This is a genomic window from Ruegeria sp. CDSB022 (assembly GCF_059611145.1).
This window is the reverse complement of sequence record NZ_JBXWOZ010000004.1, coordinates 35804-51161: the sequence shown is the minus strand read 5'-3', so window position 1 is coordinate 51161 and position 15358 is coordinate 35804. Positions and strand designations below refer to the sequence as shown.

Here is a 15358-nt window from a genome sequence, read left to right as displayed (position 1 = left end):
CAAGGAATCCGGGCATCTCAGACTCCTACATCCACTGCATCATTGTCCTCGACCTCGTACGAGTGCCAGATGCCGACATGAGTGACATTCATGATGAATGCGATCAAATATTGCAGGCTGGCCATAAACAGGCCGACCGGGATCACCGAGTAGATGATATAGACCGGAAACTGCAGCGCCGGGCTCAGACGGTTCAGCTCTTTGATCTCAAGCACGTAGAACACGGACTTGTAGGCCAAAAAGGCCAGCAGCATGCTGGTCGTGATCGAAATCAGCGTCAGGATCACCTTCTTGGATCGACGGGACAGCGTGTCATAAACCGCCGTCATCCGAATGTTTCGACCTTTCCGAACCGCATAGGCAAATCCAAAAAAGGTCACGCTGACAATCAGAAACTGGTTCAGCTCTTCCGAGAAGAACAGGCTTTTGCCAAAGGCGTAGCGGCCAATAGCGTTTGCGGTCGAATTCACCATCATCAACAATATGGCCAGAATGATAACGAATTTCTCGATGAACTCGGTGCCCCTACTCAGAGCGACCAATGCGCTTTTCATGATTTTCCCTCCCTCGGCCCGCCAGTCAGCGTTCCGTAAATGAAAGACGCGACGTCTGAATGAGACGCCGCGCCTTTCAGTGATGTCAGCTTTTATTGCGACGCATTACTCACCTCGTTAAGCAGGCCGTCGAGGATCTTCTGGGCTTGCGCGCGGGCCGCAGGTTTCTCGGCGTCGTCATAGGCGTTTTCGACCACATCGAAGAATGTTTCGTGCAATGTGGCGCTTTGGGCTTCAAAGACAGCGCGCTCGTCCTCAGTCAAGACGATGACCTGCAGATCGGGGCGCTCGGCCTTGATCTTGTCCATGTTTTCCAGATTGATCTTGATCTGATAATCATGCGCAGCCTGCTCGCCCTTGGCGATGGCGTTCTTGACCATCTCTTGCTGATCCGCGGGCAGACCGTTGAACCATTCACTGTTGGTGGAAACGGTGCCGACGTAAGGAAGCTGGCCCGGGAAGATCAGGTAATCCTGAACCTCATGCCACTTGGCGTTGTAGATGAAATAGATCGGGTTCACCATGCCATCGACGGTCTTCAACTGCAGCGCGCCATAGACCTCGCCCCAGGACAAAGGCGTCGGGTTGGCGCCAAACGCCTTGAAGGTTTCCACCGGAATGGTCGAAGTGAAGGTACGGATTTTCTGGCCTTCAAAATCCGCCGGGCTGCGGATCGCCTTGTTGGCACCCCAGGCCATGTCGCCTTCCGAGATCATAGTGAGCAGCTTGAGGTTCACCTTCTCGAATTTCTCGCTGAGGTCTTCATAGATGGTCGGGCTGGTGGTCAGAACTTCGCGGATCACGTCGATATCACCGCCCAGAACATAGGGCAGATCAAGAACCTGCGCCTCGGGCACATAAGACCCCAGGTGACCGGTGCCCACCGATACGAACTGGACCGTACCCTTAGATGTCAGCTCGACAATATCGTTCTCGGTACCCAACTGACCGTAGTAGTAGATACGCACTTTGATGTCGCCATCGGACTGCTCTTTGACACTTTCGGCGAAGGCCTGTGCAAAGATATCCTGTACGTCGCCTTTGTCCTCTTCCGAGGCGAATTTCCAGGTGTCCGCAAAGGCAGCAGTCGACAGACCTGCCGCGAAAACCGCCGAGGTTATCAGCTTGCTAATAATGGATGTCATTCTGTTAGTCCTTTCTTGCCCGCTCATGCGAGCCCTTCTGAGATGATGACAAGAGGACGTAATTCCTGCGTCCTCGCCTGTTGGTTGGTTCTCTTGCACAGGGCGCCGTAACCGGCCGCGCCTGACGGCGTGGTCGCGATTCCAAGTGCTGTGACAGCTTCTGCGGCTGCCTGGCCTTCTTCTTCGGAAAGGGTTTCGTAGCTCACGCCGCAGCGCTCGAGCACATCCCAGGCCACGATCGACGGTGCCTTGCAGTCAAGCCGACCCATATTCGAATCCGGCCCATCGCTGCGGGTGGCCCGTCCGGCCAAGTGACTGGCCCGCAAACAGGACGCAGCGCCGGGTTCGACAACGATCAGTTCAGGCTGTTCCGCCCAGTTCAGACGGATCATATGCGACATTGCAGCGGCCAACCCACCGACACCGGCCTGCAGATAGACATGCGTAGGCCACTGCCCCGAGGCCTCGAACCGCGCGCGCAACTCTTCGGCGATGACGCAATAGCCCTCCATCACCAGTTTCGGTATCTCGGTGTAGCCAGGCCAGGTTCCGTCGGCCAAAAGCGTGGCACCGGTGGATTTGGCGTCAGCAATAGCGGCGGCGACGCTTTCGTCATAAACATCGCCCGAACGGACAACCTCGGCACCGAAGGTTCTAAGACGGTCGCCGAACCCTTGCGGTACGGTCTGCGCCAAATGAATTCGCGCCTTTGCACCCATCGCCCGCGCCCCAGCCGCAACGCCCATTCCGTGGTTGCCTGCACTTGCGCAGACGAATGTGTGGCCAGATGCGAATTCTCGAAAATCGGCATCCTTCATCCGCGTGAGGGAGAGCGTTTCACCGGTATTCTCGTGCCATGCATCCTCGAGAAGGCGTGCAACCGCATAGGGTGCCCCCAAAGCTTTGAAGGCGCCAAGCCCCATACGCTCTGTCTCGTTCTTGGCCAGAATGCTCTGACCATCCGGCCCCGTGATTTCAATCAGCGGCGATACAGCATAGGTCTCTTGCCCCTGAAAAAACTCCTGCGCACGGACGAAATCCGGGGCGAAGCTTAGGTCGTCGGTCGCTATCATGTATTTTTCATCCGCTTTTTCCATGTGCAGAGATTGTGCATGACCGACCTATTTCTATTTATCGTATTTGACCCTAATCTCGATAATATGTTTCAAACCTGCCTCTTCCATCGCGAGGATTTTTCATGAACCAACAACTTGATGATGCAGACACGATAATCCTCAGAACCCTGCAAAGGGATTGTCGAATCGGGCTGGAACAGCTGGCGCAAGAATGCAGTCTTTCAGTTCCCTCGGTGCAGCGGCGGCTCAAGCGGTTGCGAGATTCCGGGCTGATCCTGAAAGAGGTCGCGGTGCTCAACCCGTCGCGCTTTGATTATAAGATGACCTTCATCGTTCTGGTCGAACTTGACCGGGAATCGCTTCAGCAACTCGATCTGTTCCGCAAACGCGCCAGGAACGAGCCGCAAGTTCAGCAATGCTATTATGTGACCGGTGATGCCGACTTTGTTCTTATCTGCGTCGCACAGGACATGGAGGATTTCGAGGACCTGACCCATCGCTTGTTTTTCGATAACTCGAACGTCCGCAGATTTCGCACATCCGTCGCGATGGACCGTACAAAGATTGGTCTGGAACTTCCGATCTGAACTTGGCGCTTTTGTGCAATTTTTTCTGCTTTAGGGTCGGAAATTTGATGCGAAACACGCAGCCCTATCCTGTAGAACCGATGCAACTCACACGCGGATGAAGAAATGAGCGATTTAGAAAACCGTATGATCGCGCTTCGGCGGGATTTGCACAGGCACCCGGAACTGGGCTTTCAAGAGAAGCGAACCAAGTCGGTTGTCGCTGAACGGCTGCGCGCCCTTGGGATCGAAGTGCACGAAGGCGCAGGCGTTGTCGGTGTGCTTCGATCCGGCGGTGGCAACAAAGCCATTGGCCTGCGTGCTGACATGGATGCGCTTCCAATCACCGAAACCTCGTCCCATGACTATGTCTCGACCTCACCCGGTGTGATGCATGCTTGTGGCCACGATGGTCATACAACCATGCTGCTTGGGGCGGCAGAGCGTCTGGCGAAAGAACCTACCTTTGACGGTACGGTTGTTTTTCTATTCCAGCCAAACGAAGAGCACGGCCTGGGCGCGCGCGCGATGATCGACGACGGTGTGCTAGAACAATTTCCGGTCGAAGAAATCTATGCAATCCACAATTTGCCAGGCGCTCCAACCGGTCAGATTTCGACCCGCGCCGGTATTATCTGTAACAGTGAAACCCTGTTCGAGATCACGGTTAAAGGCCAGGGCGGTCATGCCTCGATGCCACAAACCGGCGTTGATGCAATTACCGTAGGGTCCGAGATTGTGGTGGCATTGCAGACCGTGGTGGCACGAAAGCTTGCGCCCGCCTCTGGCGCGGTAGTTTCCGTGACCGAATTCCTGACGGACGGCCAGCGAAATGTCTTGCCGGGCAACGCCACTCTCAAAGGAGATTTTCGCGCCAGATCGCCCGAGGACCGCAACGCCATCGAAGGTTTCATGCGTCAGATCACCGAAGGGATTGCGGCAGCACATGGCATTCAAGCATCGGTCAGCTTTGATACGCAGTTCGTCGAGACCATCAACGCCGCCACCCCGGCCCTTGCGGTATATCGCGCAGCCGAAGCCGCCGGTTGTGACCTGATCAAAGATCGGGCACCGATGAGTTTTTCTGAGGATTTCGCCCAGTTTTCGGCCGCCGTGCCGGGATGTTTCCTGTTGCTGGGCAATGGCGAGGCCGGGCCGCATGGCCAACCGCTCCATGCTTCTGACTATGATTTCAATGATGAACTGCTGCCGATCGGAGCTGAATTCTGGACCCGATTGGTTCAGGACCGGTTGCCCCCGCGAAAGGATCAAGAGTCATGAACGCCCCACGACGTGGTTTTGACCAACAAGAATTCGCAACGCGTACCGCAGCGGCCCAGACAAAGATGGCCGAAACCGGTATGGCGGGCATATTGCTGACAACTGAACCGGATGTGCGCTATTTCAGCGGGTTCCACACGCTGTTTTGGCAAAGCCCGACTCGCCCATGGTTCCTGTTCATCCCGGCAACCGGCAAGCCCATCGCAATCATCCCTGAGATCGGCGCAGACCTTATGCGGCGAACCTGGGTCACAGATATCCGCACCTGGGGCGCACCTGCACCAAAGGATGACGGTATCGGGCTGTTGACCGATCTGCTGGCGCCACATGCCAGCCGTGGTGAAACCGTTGGATTGATGAAGGGGCACGAAACCCATTTGCGGATGCCGCTTGGCGATTATGAGCGGCTGTTGGCGGGCCTGAATGGGCTAAAGATCACTGACGCGACCGAGATCGTCCGAGGCTTGCGAATGGTGAAATCCGAGGCCGAGATCGAAAAACTCACCTATATCTGCGCCATCGGGTCGCGCACATTTGAGCGGGTGCCCGAAATCGCCCGCGAAGGGCAGCCGCTTGAGGATGTGTTCCGCTCCTTTCGGCGCGAAGGGCTGGCGCAGGGTGCCGATGATGTTCCGTATTTGGTCGGCGGTGCGGATACGGGCGGCTATCACGACGTCATCTCGCCCCCGTCCCGCCGACCACTGGCGCGCGGCGATGTGCTGATGCTCGACACCGGTTCCAACTGGGACGGGTATTTTTGCGACTTCGATCGGAATTGGGCCATTGGCCGCGCCGATGACGCCTCACGCCATGCATATGATGTTCTTTGGCGCGCGACTGAGGCCGGGATGGCCGCAGCTCGCCCCGGAGCGACTTGCCGAGAATTGTTTCAAGCGATGCAGAAGGTGATCACGGAGCTCGACGATCAGGGTGGTGACGTCGGCAGGCTGGGTCATGGGCTTGGCATGCAGCTGACCGAATGGCCCTCGCACACCAGTTGGGATACAACCGAGATCGCCGAAAATATGGTACTGACCCTTGAACCATCGCTTGGCTATGGCGACGGTCGGGTCATGGTGCACGAAGAGAACATCGTCATACGTGCAAGTGGGGCGGAGCTTTTGACCAAACGCGCCGCGCCTGAACTACCAATCATCTGAGGCCAATCATGAAGCTTGATTTCGAAACAGACGAAGGCATTGGCACCCGCGCCAATCTGGGTGTGATTGTTCTTGAGACTGACGAGACGTTAGAGAACGAATTCTCTCGGATCATGTGCCTAGCTGGTGTCGCGCTCTATCACAGCCGGATTCCGATGGTGCCCGAAATCCGACCCGACACATTGGCACGGATGGAACAGGACTTGCCTGCGACGGCACGGCTTTTGCCACCATCGCTCAGCTTTGATGCAATCGGATTTGGCTGTACCTCGGCCTCGACCGTGATCGGGTCCGAGAATGTGGCCAAGGTGATAAAGACGGTCTGCCCGGATGCACGTGTGACAGATCCGTTGGCGGCAATCATCGCTGCCGGTCAGCATTTAGGAGCCCGACGATTGGGCTTCGTCACCCCCTATATTCCCGAAGTTTCCGCTGGGATGCGCACAAAGCTGGAACAGGCCGGTTTCGAAATCGCAGGTTTCGGGTCGTTCGAGGAAGGAAATGATCGCGTTGTTGCGCGGATCACAGAAGGGTCGATCCTTGACGCTATTGAAAAGGTCGCGGCTCAAGCGCCCTGCGATGCTGTCATTGTCTCTTGCACGAATCTGCGATGCCTTGACGTCATTGTTCAGGCAGAAGAAAAGATCGGGATTCCAGTCATTTCCAGTAATCAGGCGCTTGCCTGGCATATGCTTCGATTGGCCGGCATTGAGGACCTCAACCCTCAGTTCGGACGGCTCTTTGGATAGAGCGAGAAGGGTGTCCGCCTAGGGCGCTTTCGTTCAAGCAGGCGATTTGAGGCCAAGCGTTGCCAGAGTTGCAGCCATTGTCTGGCCCCAACGGTCCTGCAATGCGCTGTTTGTGTTGCGACGCAGGCCCATTGATTTCAACAGCTCGAACCGTTTCGGGTCATCGCCGCCGAAGGACACCGCAACCCGAGGCCACCAGTAAGTGACCGAGTTCTGCATGTCGTCCGCCGCACCGTTCTCGATCAGTTTGACCGCCCCTTCCAACGCCAGCTCGCCATGATGTGCCTCGACCGGGGCGATGGATCGGAAGGCTTCGGCCAGAGGCTGATACGAGATGGTGGAATACTCGGCCAGTTGTTCGGCCACCGCGCGGCTCATCAGCAGGTTCATGACCACAGCGTCTGTCCAGCCGGACAGCGGATAGTTGAACACCGCCAGACGCATGTCATGCTCGGACCGGGTGGCCCCGATATCCGCATCCCGCGACAAGCGCATGGTCCAAGGATGGTGATTGGCATAGCGTTCGGTATCTGCGCCAAATTCGCCCATGATGCTGAGAACACAATTTGCGTGGTCTGACTTTTCCAGCACGATCTTTGCGGCGGCGATCCGTTCCTTGATCCCCGGCCCCTGATTGATGATGTCGGCAAACCCGGCAGCCCCAGCCAGTTCGCTGTCGACAAATGTCGCCATCAGCTTCATCAGCTCGGCCCGATAGCGAGGCGGCACGTTCGATGGGTTGGTCAGAACACCGCCTGCGGCCAGATAGCTGTCGAGTGTCATTGAATCGGACATATCTGCCCCCTTTCTACCGGTCGTAATCGACGACCACGCGGTCTGTTACCGGATAGGCCTGGCAGCTTAGCACATAGCCTTTTTCCACTTCGTAATCTTCCAGCGCGTGATTGGCGAGCATCTCGACCTCACCCTCAAGCACCTTGCAGCGGCAGGTCGAACAGACACCCGCCTTGCAGGCAAACGGGGCATCCATAGCGTTTGCCAGGGCCGCCTCAAGAATGGATTGGTCCTTGGGTATGGTCACGGTCTGGGTGGATCCATCCAGCGTGATCGACGCACTGCTCTGATTGCCCTGCGTACCCGTTTCTGCCGAAATTGGCTTAGCCTTGGCCCGTCCGGGCTGAGCGCTGGCGAACAGCTCGAACTTGATCTGGCTGTCATCCAGACCGTGCTCGCGCAATGCGGCGGCAATGCCCAGCATCATCGGTTCCGGGCCGCAGATAAATGCGGTGTCGACATGGTCGATATCGACCCAATGTTTGAACAGCTGCGCGCATTTTTCCTGGGTCACCAAACCGGTGAACAGCTCGATCTCTTGTGAATCCGTCTCAAGAACGTGGATCACGTTGAGGCGACCCATATAGAGGTTCTTGAGGTCTTCGAGATCCTCGCGGAACATGATCGTGTTGGTGCCCTTATTGGCATAGATAAGGGTAAAGCGTGATTGCGGTTCCTGTGCGAGGGTCGTTTTGAGGATCGACAGCACCGGCGTAATCCCCGAGCCCCCTGCAAAGCCCAGATATTGCTTTTCCGCACCCGCATCTATCGGAGTATGAAAGCTGCCCATCGGCGGCATTGCCTCGACGATGTCGCCGACATTCAGTTCAGTATTCGCCCATCCGGAAAAGGCGCCGCCTTCAACACGTTTGATGCCAACCTGCAGCACGCCTTCATCCTTGCCCGCGCAGATCGAGTAGGACCGGCGCAGTTCTTCGCCCTCAAATTCGCGACGAAATGTCAGATATTGACCGGCGGTGAAATCGAACTGATCTGCAGCGCCGTTCACAGGTTCCAGTGTCACCACCACCGCATCGCGAATGGTTTTGTGGATATCTGTGACTTTCAGGTCGTGGAAACGTGCCATCCGGTGGTCCTCCTCAGATGCACTTGAAATAGTCAAATGGTTCCAGGCAGTCGGTGCATCGCCAATGCGCCTTGCAAGGGGTCGAACCGAACTGGCTGACCTTCTCGACCGCTTTGCTACCGCAGCGCGGGCAGCGATCCGGGCCGCCCGCCGGTTGCGGTGGGGCAATGCCATAGTCCTCCAACCGGGCGCGGCCCTTTTCGCTGAGCCAGTCGGTGGTCCAGGCCGGGGCGATGCTGGTTTCGATCTGCACGTCACTGATCCCGCGATCGTGCAAGGCGGTTTCGATATCCAGGCTGATAATGGATGTTGCCGGACAGCCGGAATAGGTTGGAGTGACCGTCACCTTCAACGTCTCGTCCTGCCACTGCACATCGCGCACAATGCCAAGATCGACCACTGAAATCACCGGAATTTCAGGGTCAGGAACAGCATCCAGCCATTCCCAGATTTGTTTGGTCGATGCCCGATCCATCGGCGTTACCAGCTTGCTTCGGGATAGGCGCGTTGCAGCCACTGCATCTGTGTCAACAGATGACCCAGATGTTCCGTATGCATCCGCCCGTCACGCCCACCTTTATGGGCAAACGCGCCTTCCGGGATCGTCAAGGTCGCCTCGGACAGGATCCGCTGCACCAAAGCGTCAAACTCCGCGCTCAGATCCGCGGGGTTCGGCGCAATGCCCGCCGCGACCATCTCGGCGTCAACTTCGTCGCTGGTGAACATCTCGCCTACATACGGCCACAGGTAGTCCAGAGCCGACTGCATCCGGGCGTGGCTTTCAGCTGTTCCGTCCCCCAGACCAACCACCGTGTCGCCCGAGCGTTCCAGGTGATATGCCACCTCTTTACTGGCTTTCGCGGCAATGGCCGCGACACGGTCATCCCTAGAGTTGAGCAAGCGTCCCAGCATGATGGAATGCCATGCATCGAACAGGAACTGGCGCATCAGGGTCCGGCCAAAATCCCCATTGGGAACCTCGACCAGCAGCACATTGCGGAAATCCCAGGCATCGCGAAGGAAGGCCAGATCGTCAGCGGTTTTGCCGCCTTGGATTTCCCCCGCCAGACCCAACCACATCTGGGTTTGCCCGATCAGGTCCAGGGCCGTGTTGGCCAGCGCGATATCCTCTTCCAGCACCGGCGCATGGCCGCACCATTCACTGACGCGATGGCCAAGGATCAGATCGTTGTCGCCCATCCGTAGAAGGAATTGTACAAATGCCGTGTCCCGGTCCATCACATGGCCCCCACTTCATCGGGGATGTCGAAAAAGGTCGGGTGACGATAGACCTTGCTTTCGCTGGGCTCGTATAATGGGCCCTTGTCGCTGGGCGAGGAGGCCGAGATATTATTCGCCTCGACCACCCAGATCGACACACCTTCGTTGCGGCGGGTATAGACATCGCGCGCGTTCTTGATGGCCATCTCCGCGTCCGGGGCATGCAACGAGCCGACGTGACGGTGGCTCATACCATGCTGACCACGGATAAAGACTTCCCACAGGGGCCATTCGTTTTTCATCGGGTTTCCTCCTCAGGGTCGACTTATTCGGCAGCCACTGTGCCAGAGCGTTTCTTTTCGGCATGGGCCATCAGCCCGTCGCGCACCCATTTGCCGTCGTCCCAGGCTTGATTTCGGGCGGCCAGCCGGTCGGTGTTGCAGGGGCCATTGCCACTGATGACATCGAAGAACTCGGACCAGTCGGGTTCTGAGAAATCATAATGGCCGCGATCGTCGTTCCAATTCAGCTTTGGGTCAGGAATGGTCAGGCCCAGATACTCGGCCTGTGGCACAGTCTGATCGACGAATTTCTGACGCAGCTCGTCATTGGTGTTCATCTTGATCTTCCATTTCATCGACTGCGTCGAATGCACCGAGTCCTTGTCGGACGGTCCAAACATCATCAGCGATGGGTACCAAAAGCGGTTCAAAGCGTCCTGCGCCATTCGTTTCTGGTCCGGCGTGCCTTCGGCCATCTTGCGGATGGCGTCATAGCCCTGACGCTGATGAAAGCTCTCTTCTTTGCAGATGCGGATCATGGCGCGTGAATAGGGACCGTAAGACGTGCGCTGCAACGGCACCTGGTTCATGATCGCGGCGCCATCCACCAGCCAGCCAACGGCACCAACATCAGCCCAGTTCAGGGTGGGATAGTTGAAGATGGACGAGTATTTCATGCGCCCGTCCAGCAGCATTTCGGTGATCTCATCCCGGCTGACACCCAGTGTTTCGGCGGCGCAGTAAAGGTACAGACCATGCCCGGCCTCGTCCTGAACTTTTGCCAACAGGATCGCCTTGCGTTCCAGTGTGGGTGCCCGCGTGATCCAGTTCGCCTCGGGCAGTTGCCCAACGATTTCGGAATGGGCGTGCTGGCCGATCTGGCGGATCAGCGTCTTGCGATAGCCTTCGGGCATCCAATCCTTGGGTTCGATCTTTTCGTCAGCGTCTATGCGCGACTGAAAGGCAGCGAGCTTTGCAGGATCTTCCTGTGTCGCCTCGGACTTAACCATCTGAGCATACATGTCCCGTCATCTCCCCTATACGCGTTCAAGAATAAGCGCTGCGCCCTGACCGACGCCGACACACATGGTGCACAGCGCGTATCGCCCGCCCGTGCGCCGCAACTGATAGGCCGCGGTCATAACCAACCTTGCGCCGGACATGCCCAACGGGTGGCCAATGGCAATCGCGCCCCCATTCGGGTTCACCTGTGGCGCGTCGTCTGGCAGACCCAGTTCGCGCAGTGTCGCCAGACCCTGGGACGCGAAGGCCTCATTCAACTCTATCACGTCCATTTGCTCGATGCTCAGCCCGGCGCGGGCCAAAACTTTGCGGCTAGCCGGAACCGGGCCAATGCCCATGACACGCGGCTCAACCCCGGCGACAGACATGCCCACGACTCGGGCCATCGGGGTCAGGCCGTTCTTTGACGCTGCCGCCTCATTGGCCATCAAAATGGCCGCAGCGCCGTCATTGACGCCCGAGGCGTTGCCAGCGGTCACCGTCTTATCCGGCCCGTTGACACCTTTGAGACCAGACAGTTTGTCCACGGTAACATCTGGGCGCGGATGTTCATCCGTATCAACAATGATCGGATCGCCCTTGCGTTGCGGGATCGTGACCGGGGTGATTTCATCCCGGAACAGACCTGCCTCATGCGCGGTGGCCCATCGGGCCTGACTGCGCGCCGCAAAAGCATCTTGGTCATCGCGGCTGATACCAAAGTCTTCGGCCACATTGTCGGCCGTTTGCGGCATCGAGTCGATGCCATAGGCCTGTTTCACCTTCGGGTTCACAAAGCGCCAGCCGATCGTCGTATCATAGACCGCATTGCTGCGGGTAAAGGCCGAGGTCGCCTTGGGCATCACAAAGGGCGCGCGCGACATGCTTTCGACACCGCCGGCCACAGCCAGATCATAATCGCCCGCCTTGATGCCCCGCGCTGCCATTCCAACCGCATCCATTCCACTGGCGCACAATCGGTTCACTGTTGTTCCAGGCACATCAACCGGCAATCCAGCCAACAAGGCCGCCATCCGCGCCACATTGCGGTTGCTTTCACCCGCCTGATTGGCATCGCCATAGATCACATCATCAACGCTGGCCCAATCAACCTGCGGGTTGCGCTCTTTCAGGGCGGCCAATGGAATCGCGGCCAGATCATCTGTCCTGACTGACGACAAAGCCCCCCCATATCGCCCAATCGGAGTGCGCGTCGCGTCGCAAATGAATGCGTCCATCACTTAATTCTCCTGTAGGTGCTGATCCGTATCATTGACCGCATGGTCGGTTTTTAGGGCGTCCATCGATTCGAGGCAAGCTTAATGTTACGAGTTCTTTTTCTTTTTTAGCTTTTCTGTAACATTTGGCGCGAGAGAAACGCCGCAATAATCGCCGAATGACCAGCATCGGGCGGATCAGATAGGTGACGCTAAAGAAAACCTAGCTGTCCAGCTCGGCTTCCAAGGATTCCAAATCAGGGCGCGGCAGTTTTTCCAACAACTGAGATACAGCCGCCCGGCATGTAGGGCCTTTCCAGTCAGCGGGCAGAAACGCTGCAGGAAAGGCGGGATGGCGCAGAACAATACGGCGCCAATTATGCACGATCAGGACACGCAGAATGGCCGTCTTCATCGGGTCGCCCGCCCCCTCAGATGGCATCTCTTGGTCGATGATCTGTGTCGATCTCAAGAACTGATCATAGGCGGTTTTCAACGCCTCTGGCCCGCAGAGATCCCGAAGCCAGCCAGGAACAGAGATAGCGCTGCTTTCCACGCCCATCAGCTCTTCAAGACCCGCCGGAACCTGACCCGGAGCCATCGACGTTGCGGGATTGAGAGAGATGTAGTCCCCAGTCAGCATCAGGTCAGCCAATTCTTTGCGCGATGAGTCCGAATTGCTGGCGATAAGTACATGCCAGAGGCCGGGTTCCGGCGCTTCCTTGGCATAGATACGCGGTGCGGCGGTCACACTCTGATGACGGCCAAACGCGGTCAGGCGGTGAAAGCTGCTGCGCCCTTTGCGGGTGCTTTCAATCCAGCCATCCTTGCGCAGCCGATGCAGGGCAACACGCGTGGCTTCGGCCTTGATCCCGGCAAGGCTGGTCAGTGCGGTGATCACCGCACCACTTATCTGATCTGTTTCTTCCTGCGCCAGATCACCGAATATCGTCACCAGCACGGACCACACCCGTTGCGTACCCTCAGCGGTCAGATGGCTAACGCAGGTTTCAAACCAATCGGGGGCTGAATCTTTCATGCAGCAAGTATAATCGGGCCAGATCGAATTACCATCCGGCCCAAGAATCTTAGTAGGCCACCATGGTCAGCAGCTCATATTCGGCCACAGGCTCATCATCTTGCTGGGTCAGGGTGACATGCCAGCGCACCTCGCCATATTCATCATTGCGGCGGGTTTTCTTTTTAACCGTCAGGCGCACCTTGATGCTGTCGCCTGCCTCTACCGGTTTCATAAAGCGCAGGTTATCGAGCCCAGTATTGGCCAGGACCGGCCCCTCGTTCGGTTCCACAAAAAGACCCGCCGCGAATGACAGCAAAAGATATCCATGCGCGACCCGGCCCGGAAAGAACGGGTTACGCTCAGCTGCGGCCTGATCCATATGGGCATAGAAGGTGTCGCCGGTGAATTCGGCGAAATGTTCAATGTCTTCCATGGTCACGGTCCGCGGTGCGGTGTGGATCGTCTCACCAATGGCCAGATCATGATAGCGGCGTGTAAATGGATGGGCTGGCGCATTGACCTCGGCTGCACCCGGCACCCATCTCTCGCCAATAGCTGTCAATATGTCCGGCGATCCTTGAATCGCCGTACGTTGCATATAATGCATCACACCGCGTACACCGCCCATTTCCTCGCCACCGCCAGCACGGCCGGGACCGCCATGGACCATATGCGGTAAAGGAGAGCCATGGCCTGTGGATTCTTTCATCGAGTCTCGGTTGTTGAAATAGAGCCGCCCATGATAGGCCCCTGCCCCCATAACAAATTTGCGGGCAACATCAGCATCATGTGTGATGACTGAGGCCACCAGAGACCCCTGCCCTCGGTTCGCCAGCTCAATCGCGTGGTCGGTATCGCGATAGCCCATGATTGTACTGACGGGCCCAAAGGCTTCGGTATCATGCACACGTAGCGCGGCATCGGGATCGCTGCAATGGAACAGCATCGGTGGCAGAAAGGCGCCCTTATCTGCATCGGCCCCATCGACCACGAAGTCGTCCGGGTTGCCAAAGACGCACTCGGCCTCGTGCCCTATAATCACGGCCTTCTCCAAAACATCGCGCTTCTGACTGGCCGAGACCAGCGCACCCATTCGGGTGGTTTCCAGTTTCGGATCCCCGATGGTGGTCTTTGCCAAACGCGCGGACAGCGCCTCAATCACGGCCTGCACATGCGGCTCGGGCGCGATGATCCTGCGGATGGCAGTGCATTTCTGACCCGCCTTGGTGGTCATCTCGCGCTGAACCTCTTTGACGAACAGATCGAATTCGGGCGTTCCCGGCGCGGCATCAGGGCCCAGGACCGAGCAGTTCAAGCTGTCCTGCTCCGCCACGAACCGGACCGAATTCTCCAGGATTACGGGGTTCGCGCGCAGCTTCAGCGCCGTATCCGCCGAGCCTGTAAAGCTGACCACATCCTGCATGGTCAGGCGATCGAGCATGTCGCCCAGCCCGCCTGACACCAGTTGCAATGCACCGTTGGGCAATATGCCCGACTCGAGCATCAGCCGAACGCACAGCTCGGTCACATAGCAGGAATTTGTGGCCGGTTTGACGATAGCCGGAACCCCCGCCAGAAGAGTCGGAGCCAGCTTTTCCAGCATGCCCCAGACCGGAAAGTTGAAAGCGTTGATATGGATCGCAACACCTTTCAACGGGGTGCAGATATGTTGCCCCAGAAAGGTGCCATTGCGCGAAAGCTGCTCGACCTCGCCGTCGAGATAGACATGCCCGTCCGGCATCTCGCGCCGCCCTTTTGAGGCAAAGACGAACATCGTGCCAATACCGCCGTCAATGTCGATCAGATGATCCGCCTGGGTTGCGCCGGTATTGAAGGACAGATCGTACATCGCCTGCTTGTGCTTGCCCAGATGAACAGACAGCGCCTTGAGCATCTTGGCCCGCTGGTGAAACGTCATCTTACGCAGCGCAGGACCACCAACATTGCGCGCATGATCCAGCATTCCCTGAACGTCCAAGGCGTTGTTTCCGGCTGTTGCGATCACCTCTCCCGTCACCGCGCTTGCGATGTTGCGGGCACCTGCCCCCGGCGCAATCCACTCGCCCGCAGCAAAACTGGAAATCTGTTGGATCGTCATAGGTTTCTCCTTACTCGCGGCAGGGCTAGCGCGCGGGGCATTTGCGATATCTTATTATTAACCGTACGGTCGGTCAATAAATTTCAGAACAAGCAGCGCGGCTAG

The 15358-nt window shown here is 57.5% G+C and carries 16 protein-coding genes; 4 read left to right on the top strand and 12 right to left on the bottom strand.

Annotated elements, in window-relative coordinates; genetic code table 11:
- Positions 1 to 17: 17 nt before the first annotated feature.
- The 3 genes from AC2FIZ_RS09910 to AC2FIZ_RS09900 all read right to left on the bottom strand — a co-directional run bounded on the left by AC2FIZ_RS09910 (position 18) and on the right by AC2FIZ_RS09900 (position 2796).
- Positions 18 to 554, bottom strand: coding sequence for a TRAP transporter small permease (locus tag AC2FIZ_RS09910; RefSeq protein ID WP_271949035.1), 537 nt, complete (start codon positions 552 to 554; stop codon positions 18 to 20).
- A 92-nt stretch (positions 555 to 646) separates the two neighbouring features.
- Positions 647 to 1699 (bottom strand): TRAP transporter substrate-binding protein, encoded by a 1053-nt coding sequence (locus tag AC2FIZ_RS09905; protein WP_281995139.1) that lies wholly within the window; start codon positions 1697 to 1699, stop codon positions 647 to 649.
- 23 nt (positions 1700 to 1722) lie between these two features.
- Positions 1723 to 2796 carry a pyridoxal-phosphate dependent enzyme gene (locus tag AC2FIZ_RS09900; RefSeq protein WP_496790972.1) on the bottom strand — a complete coding sequence of 358 codons (1074 nt, stop codon included), beginning with the start codon at positions 2794 to 2796 and terminating at the stop codon, positions 1723 to 1725.
- A gap of 101 nt (positions 2797 to 2897) precedes the next feature.
- Between AC2FIZ_RS09900 and AC2FIZ_RS09895 the strand changes: the two genes are divergently transcribed.
- The 4 genes from AC2FIZ_RS09895 to AC2FIZ_RS09880 all read left to right on the top strand — a co-directional run bounded on the left by AC2FIZ_RS09895 (position 2898) and on the right by AC2FIZ_RS09880 (position 6531).
- A complete protein-coding gene (locus AC2FIZ_RS09895; protein WP_271949042.1) occupies positions 2898 to 3362 on the top strand; it encodes an Lrp/AsnC family transcriptional regulator in 465 nt (154 codons plus the stop codon).
- A 105-nt stretch (positions 3363 to 3467) separates the two neighbouring features.
- Positions 3468 to 4622, top strand: coding sequence for an amidohydrolase (locus AC2FIZ_RS09890; RefSeq protein WP_281972864.1), 1155 nt, complete (start codon positions 3468 to 3470; stop codon positions 4620 to 4622).
- On the top strand, positions 4619 to 5782 hold the full coding sequence (locus AC2FIZ_RS09885) for a M24 family metallopeptidase (protein ID WP_281972863.1): 1164 nt from the start codon (positions 4619 to 4621) through the stop codon (positions 5780 to 5782). The genes AC2FIZ_RS09890 and AC2FIZ_RS09885 overlap by 4 nt, the downstream gene beginning before the upstream one ends.
- An 8-nt stretch (positions 5783 to 5790) precedes the next feature.
- Positions 5791 to 6531, top strand: coding sequence for a maleate cis-trans isomerase family protein (locus tag AC2FIZ_RS09880; protein WP_142639862.1), 741 nt, complete (start codon positions 5791 to 5793; stop codon positions 6529 to 6531).
- A 33-nt stretch (positions 6532 to 6564) separates the two neighbouring features.
- Here AC2FIZ_RS09880 and AC2FIZ_RS09875 read toward each other — a convergent pair whose 3' ends face one another.
- The 9 genes from AC2FIZ_RS09875 to paaZ form a co-directional block, all read right to left on the bottom strand.
- The gene (locus AC2FIZ_RS09875; RefSeq protein WP_271949049.1) at positions 6565 to 7326 is read right to left on the bottom strand and encodes a Phenylacetic acid catabolic protein; all 762 of its coding nucleotides are present in this window, start codon (positions 7324 to 7326) and stop codon (positions 6565 to 6567) included.
- Positions 7327 to 7339: 13 nt separating this feature from the next.
- Positions 7340 to 8413: a 2Fe-2S iron-sulfur cluster-binding protein gene (locus tag AC2FIZ_RS09870; RefSeq protein WP_281995140.1), complete on the bottom strand. Its 1074-nt coding sequence runs from the start codon at positions 8411 to 8413 to the stop codon at positions 7340 to 7342.
- A gap of 13 nt (positions 8414 to 8426) precedes the next feature.
- Positions 8427 to 8888, bottom strand: a complete 462-nt coding sequence (gene paaD / locus AC2FIZ_RS09865; protein WP_142639942.1) for a 1,2-phenylacetyl-CoA epoxidase subunit PaaD — start codon at positions 8886 to 8888, stop codon at positions 8427 to 8429.
- Between the two features lie 5 nt (positions 8889 to 8893).
- Positions 8894 to 9652 carry a 1,2-phenylacetyl-CoA epoxidase subunit PaaC gene (paaC, locus tag AC2FIZ_RS09860; RefSeq protein WP_281972862.1) on the bottom strand — a complete coding sequence of 253 codons (759 nt, stop codon included), beginning with the start codon at positions 9650 to 9652 and terminating at the stop codon, positions 8894 to 8896.
- Positions 9652 to 9936 (bottom strand): 1,2-phenylacetyl-CoA epoxidase subunit PaaB, encoded by a 285-nt coding sequence (gene paaB, locus AC2FIZ_RS09855; RefSeq protein WP_142639870.1) that lies wholly within the window; start codon positions 9934 to 9936, stop codon positions 9652 to 9654. The genes paaC and paaB overlap by 1 nt, the downstream gene beginning before the upstream one ends.
- A 23-nt stretch (positions 9937 to 9959) precedes the next feature.
- On the bottom strand, positions 9960 to 10937 hold the full coding sequence (gene paaA, locus AC2FIZ_RS09850) for a 1,2-phenylacetyl-CoA epoxidase subunit PaaA (protein ID WP_496689215.1): 978 nt from the start codon (positions 10935 to 10937) through the stop codon (positions 9960 to 9962).
- 15 nt (positions 10938 to 10952) lie between these two features.
- Positions 10953 to 12155, bottom strand: coding sequence for a 3-oxoadipyl-CoA thiolase (gene pcaF, locus AC2FIZ_RS09845; protein ID WP_281995142.1), 1203 nt, complete (start codon positions 12153 to 12155; stop codon positions 10953 to 10955).
- 202 nt (positions 12156 to 12357) lie between these two features.
- Positions 12358 to 13173 (bottom strand): PaaX family transcriptional regulator C-terminal domain-containing protein, encoded by an 816-nt coding sequence (locus AC2FIZ_RS09840; protein ID WP_496689213.1) that lies wholly within the window; start codon positions 13171 to 13173, stop codon positions 12358 to 12360.
- Between the two features lie 49 nt (positions 13174 to 13222).
- Entirely contained in the window at positions 13223 to 15253 is a 2031-nt protein-coding gene (gene paaZ / locus AC2FIZ_RS09835) for a phenylacetic acid degradation bifunctional protein PaaZ (RefSeq protein ID WP_496790971.1), read from the bottom strand.
- Between the last annotated feature and the right edge of the window lie 105 nt (positions 15254 to 15358).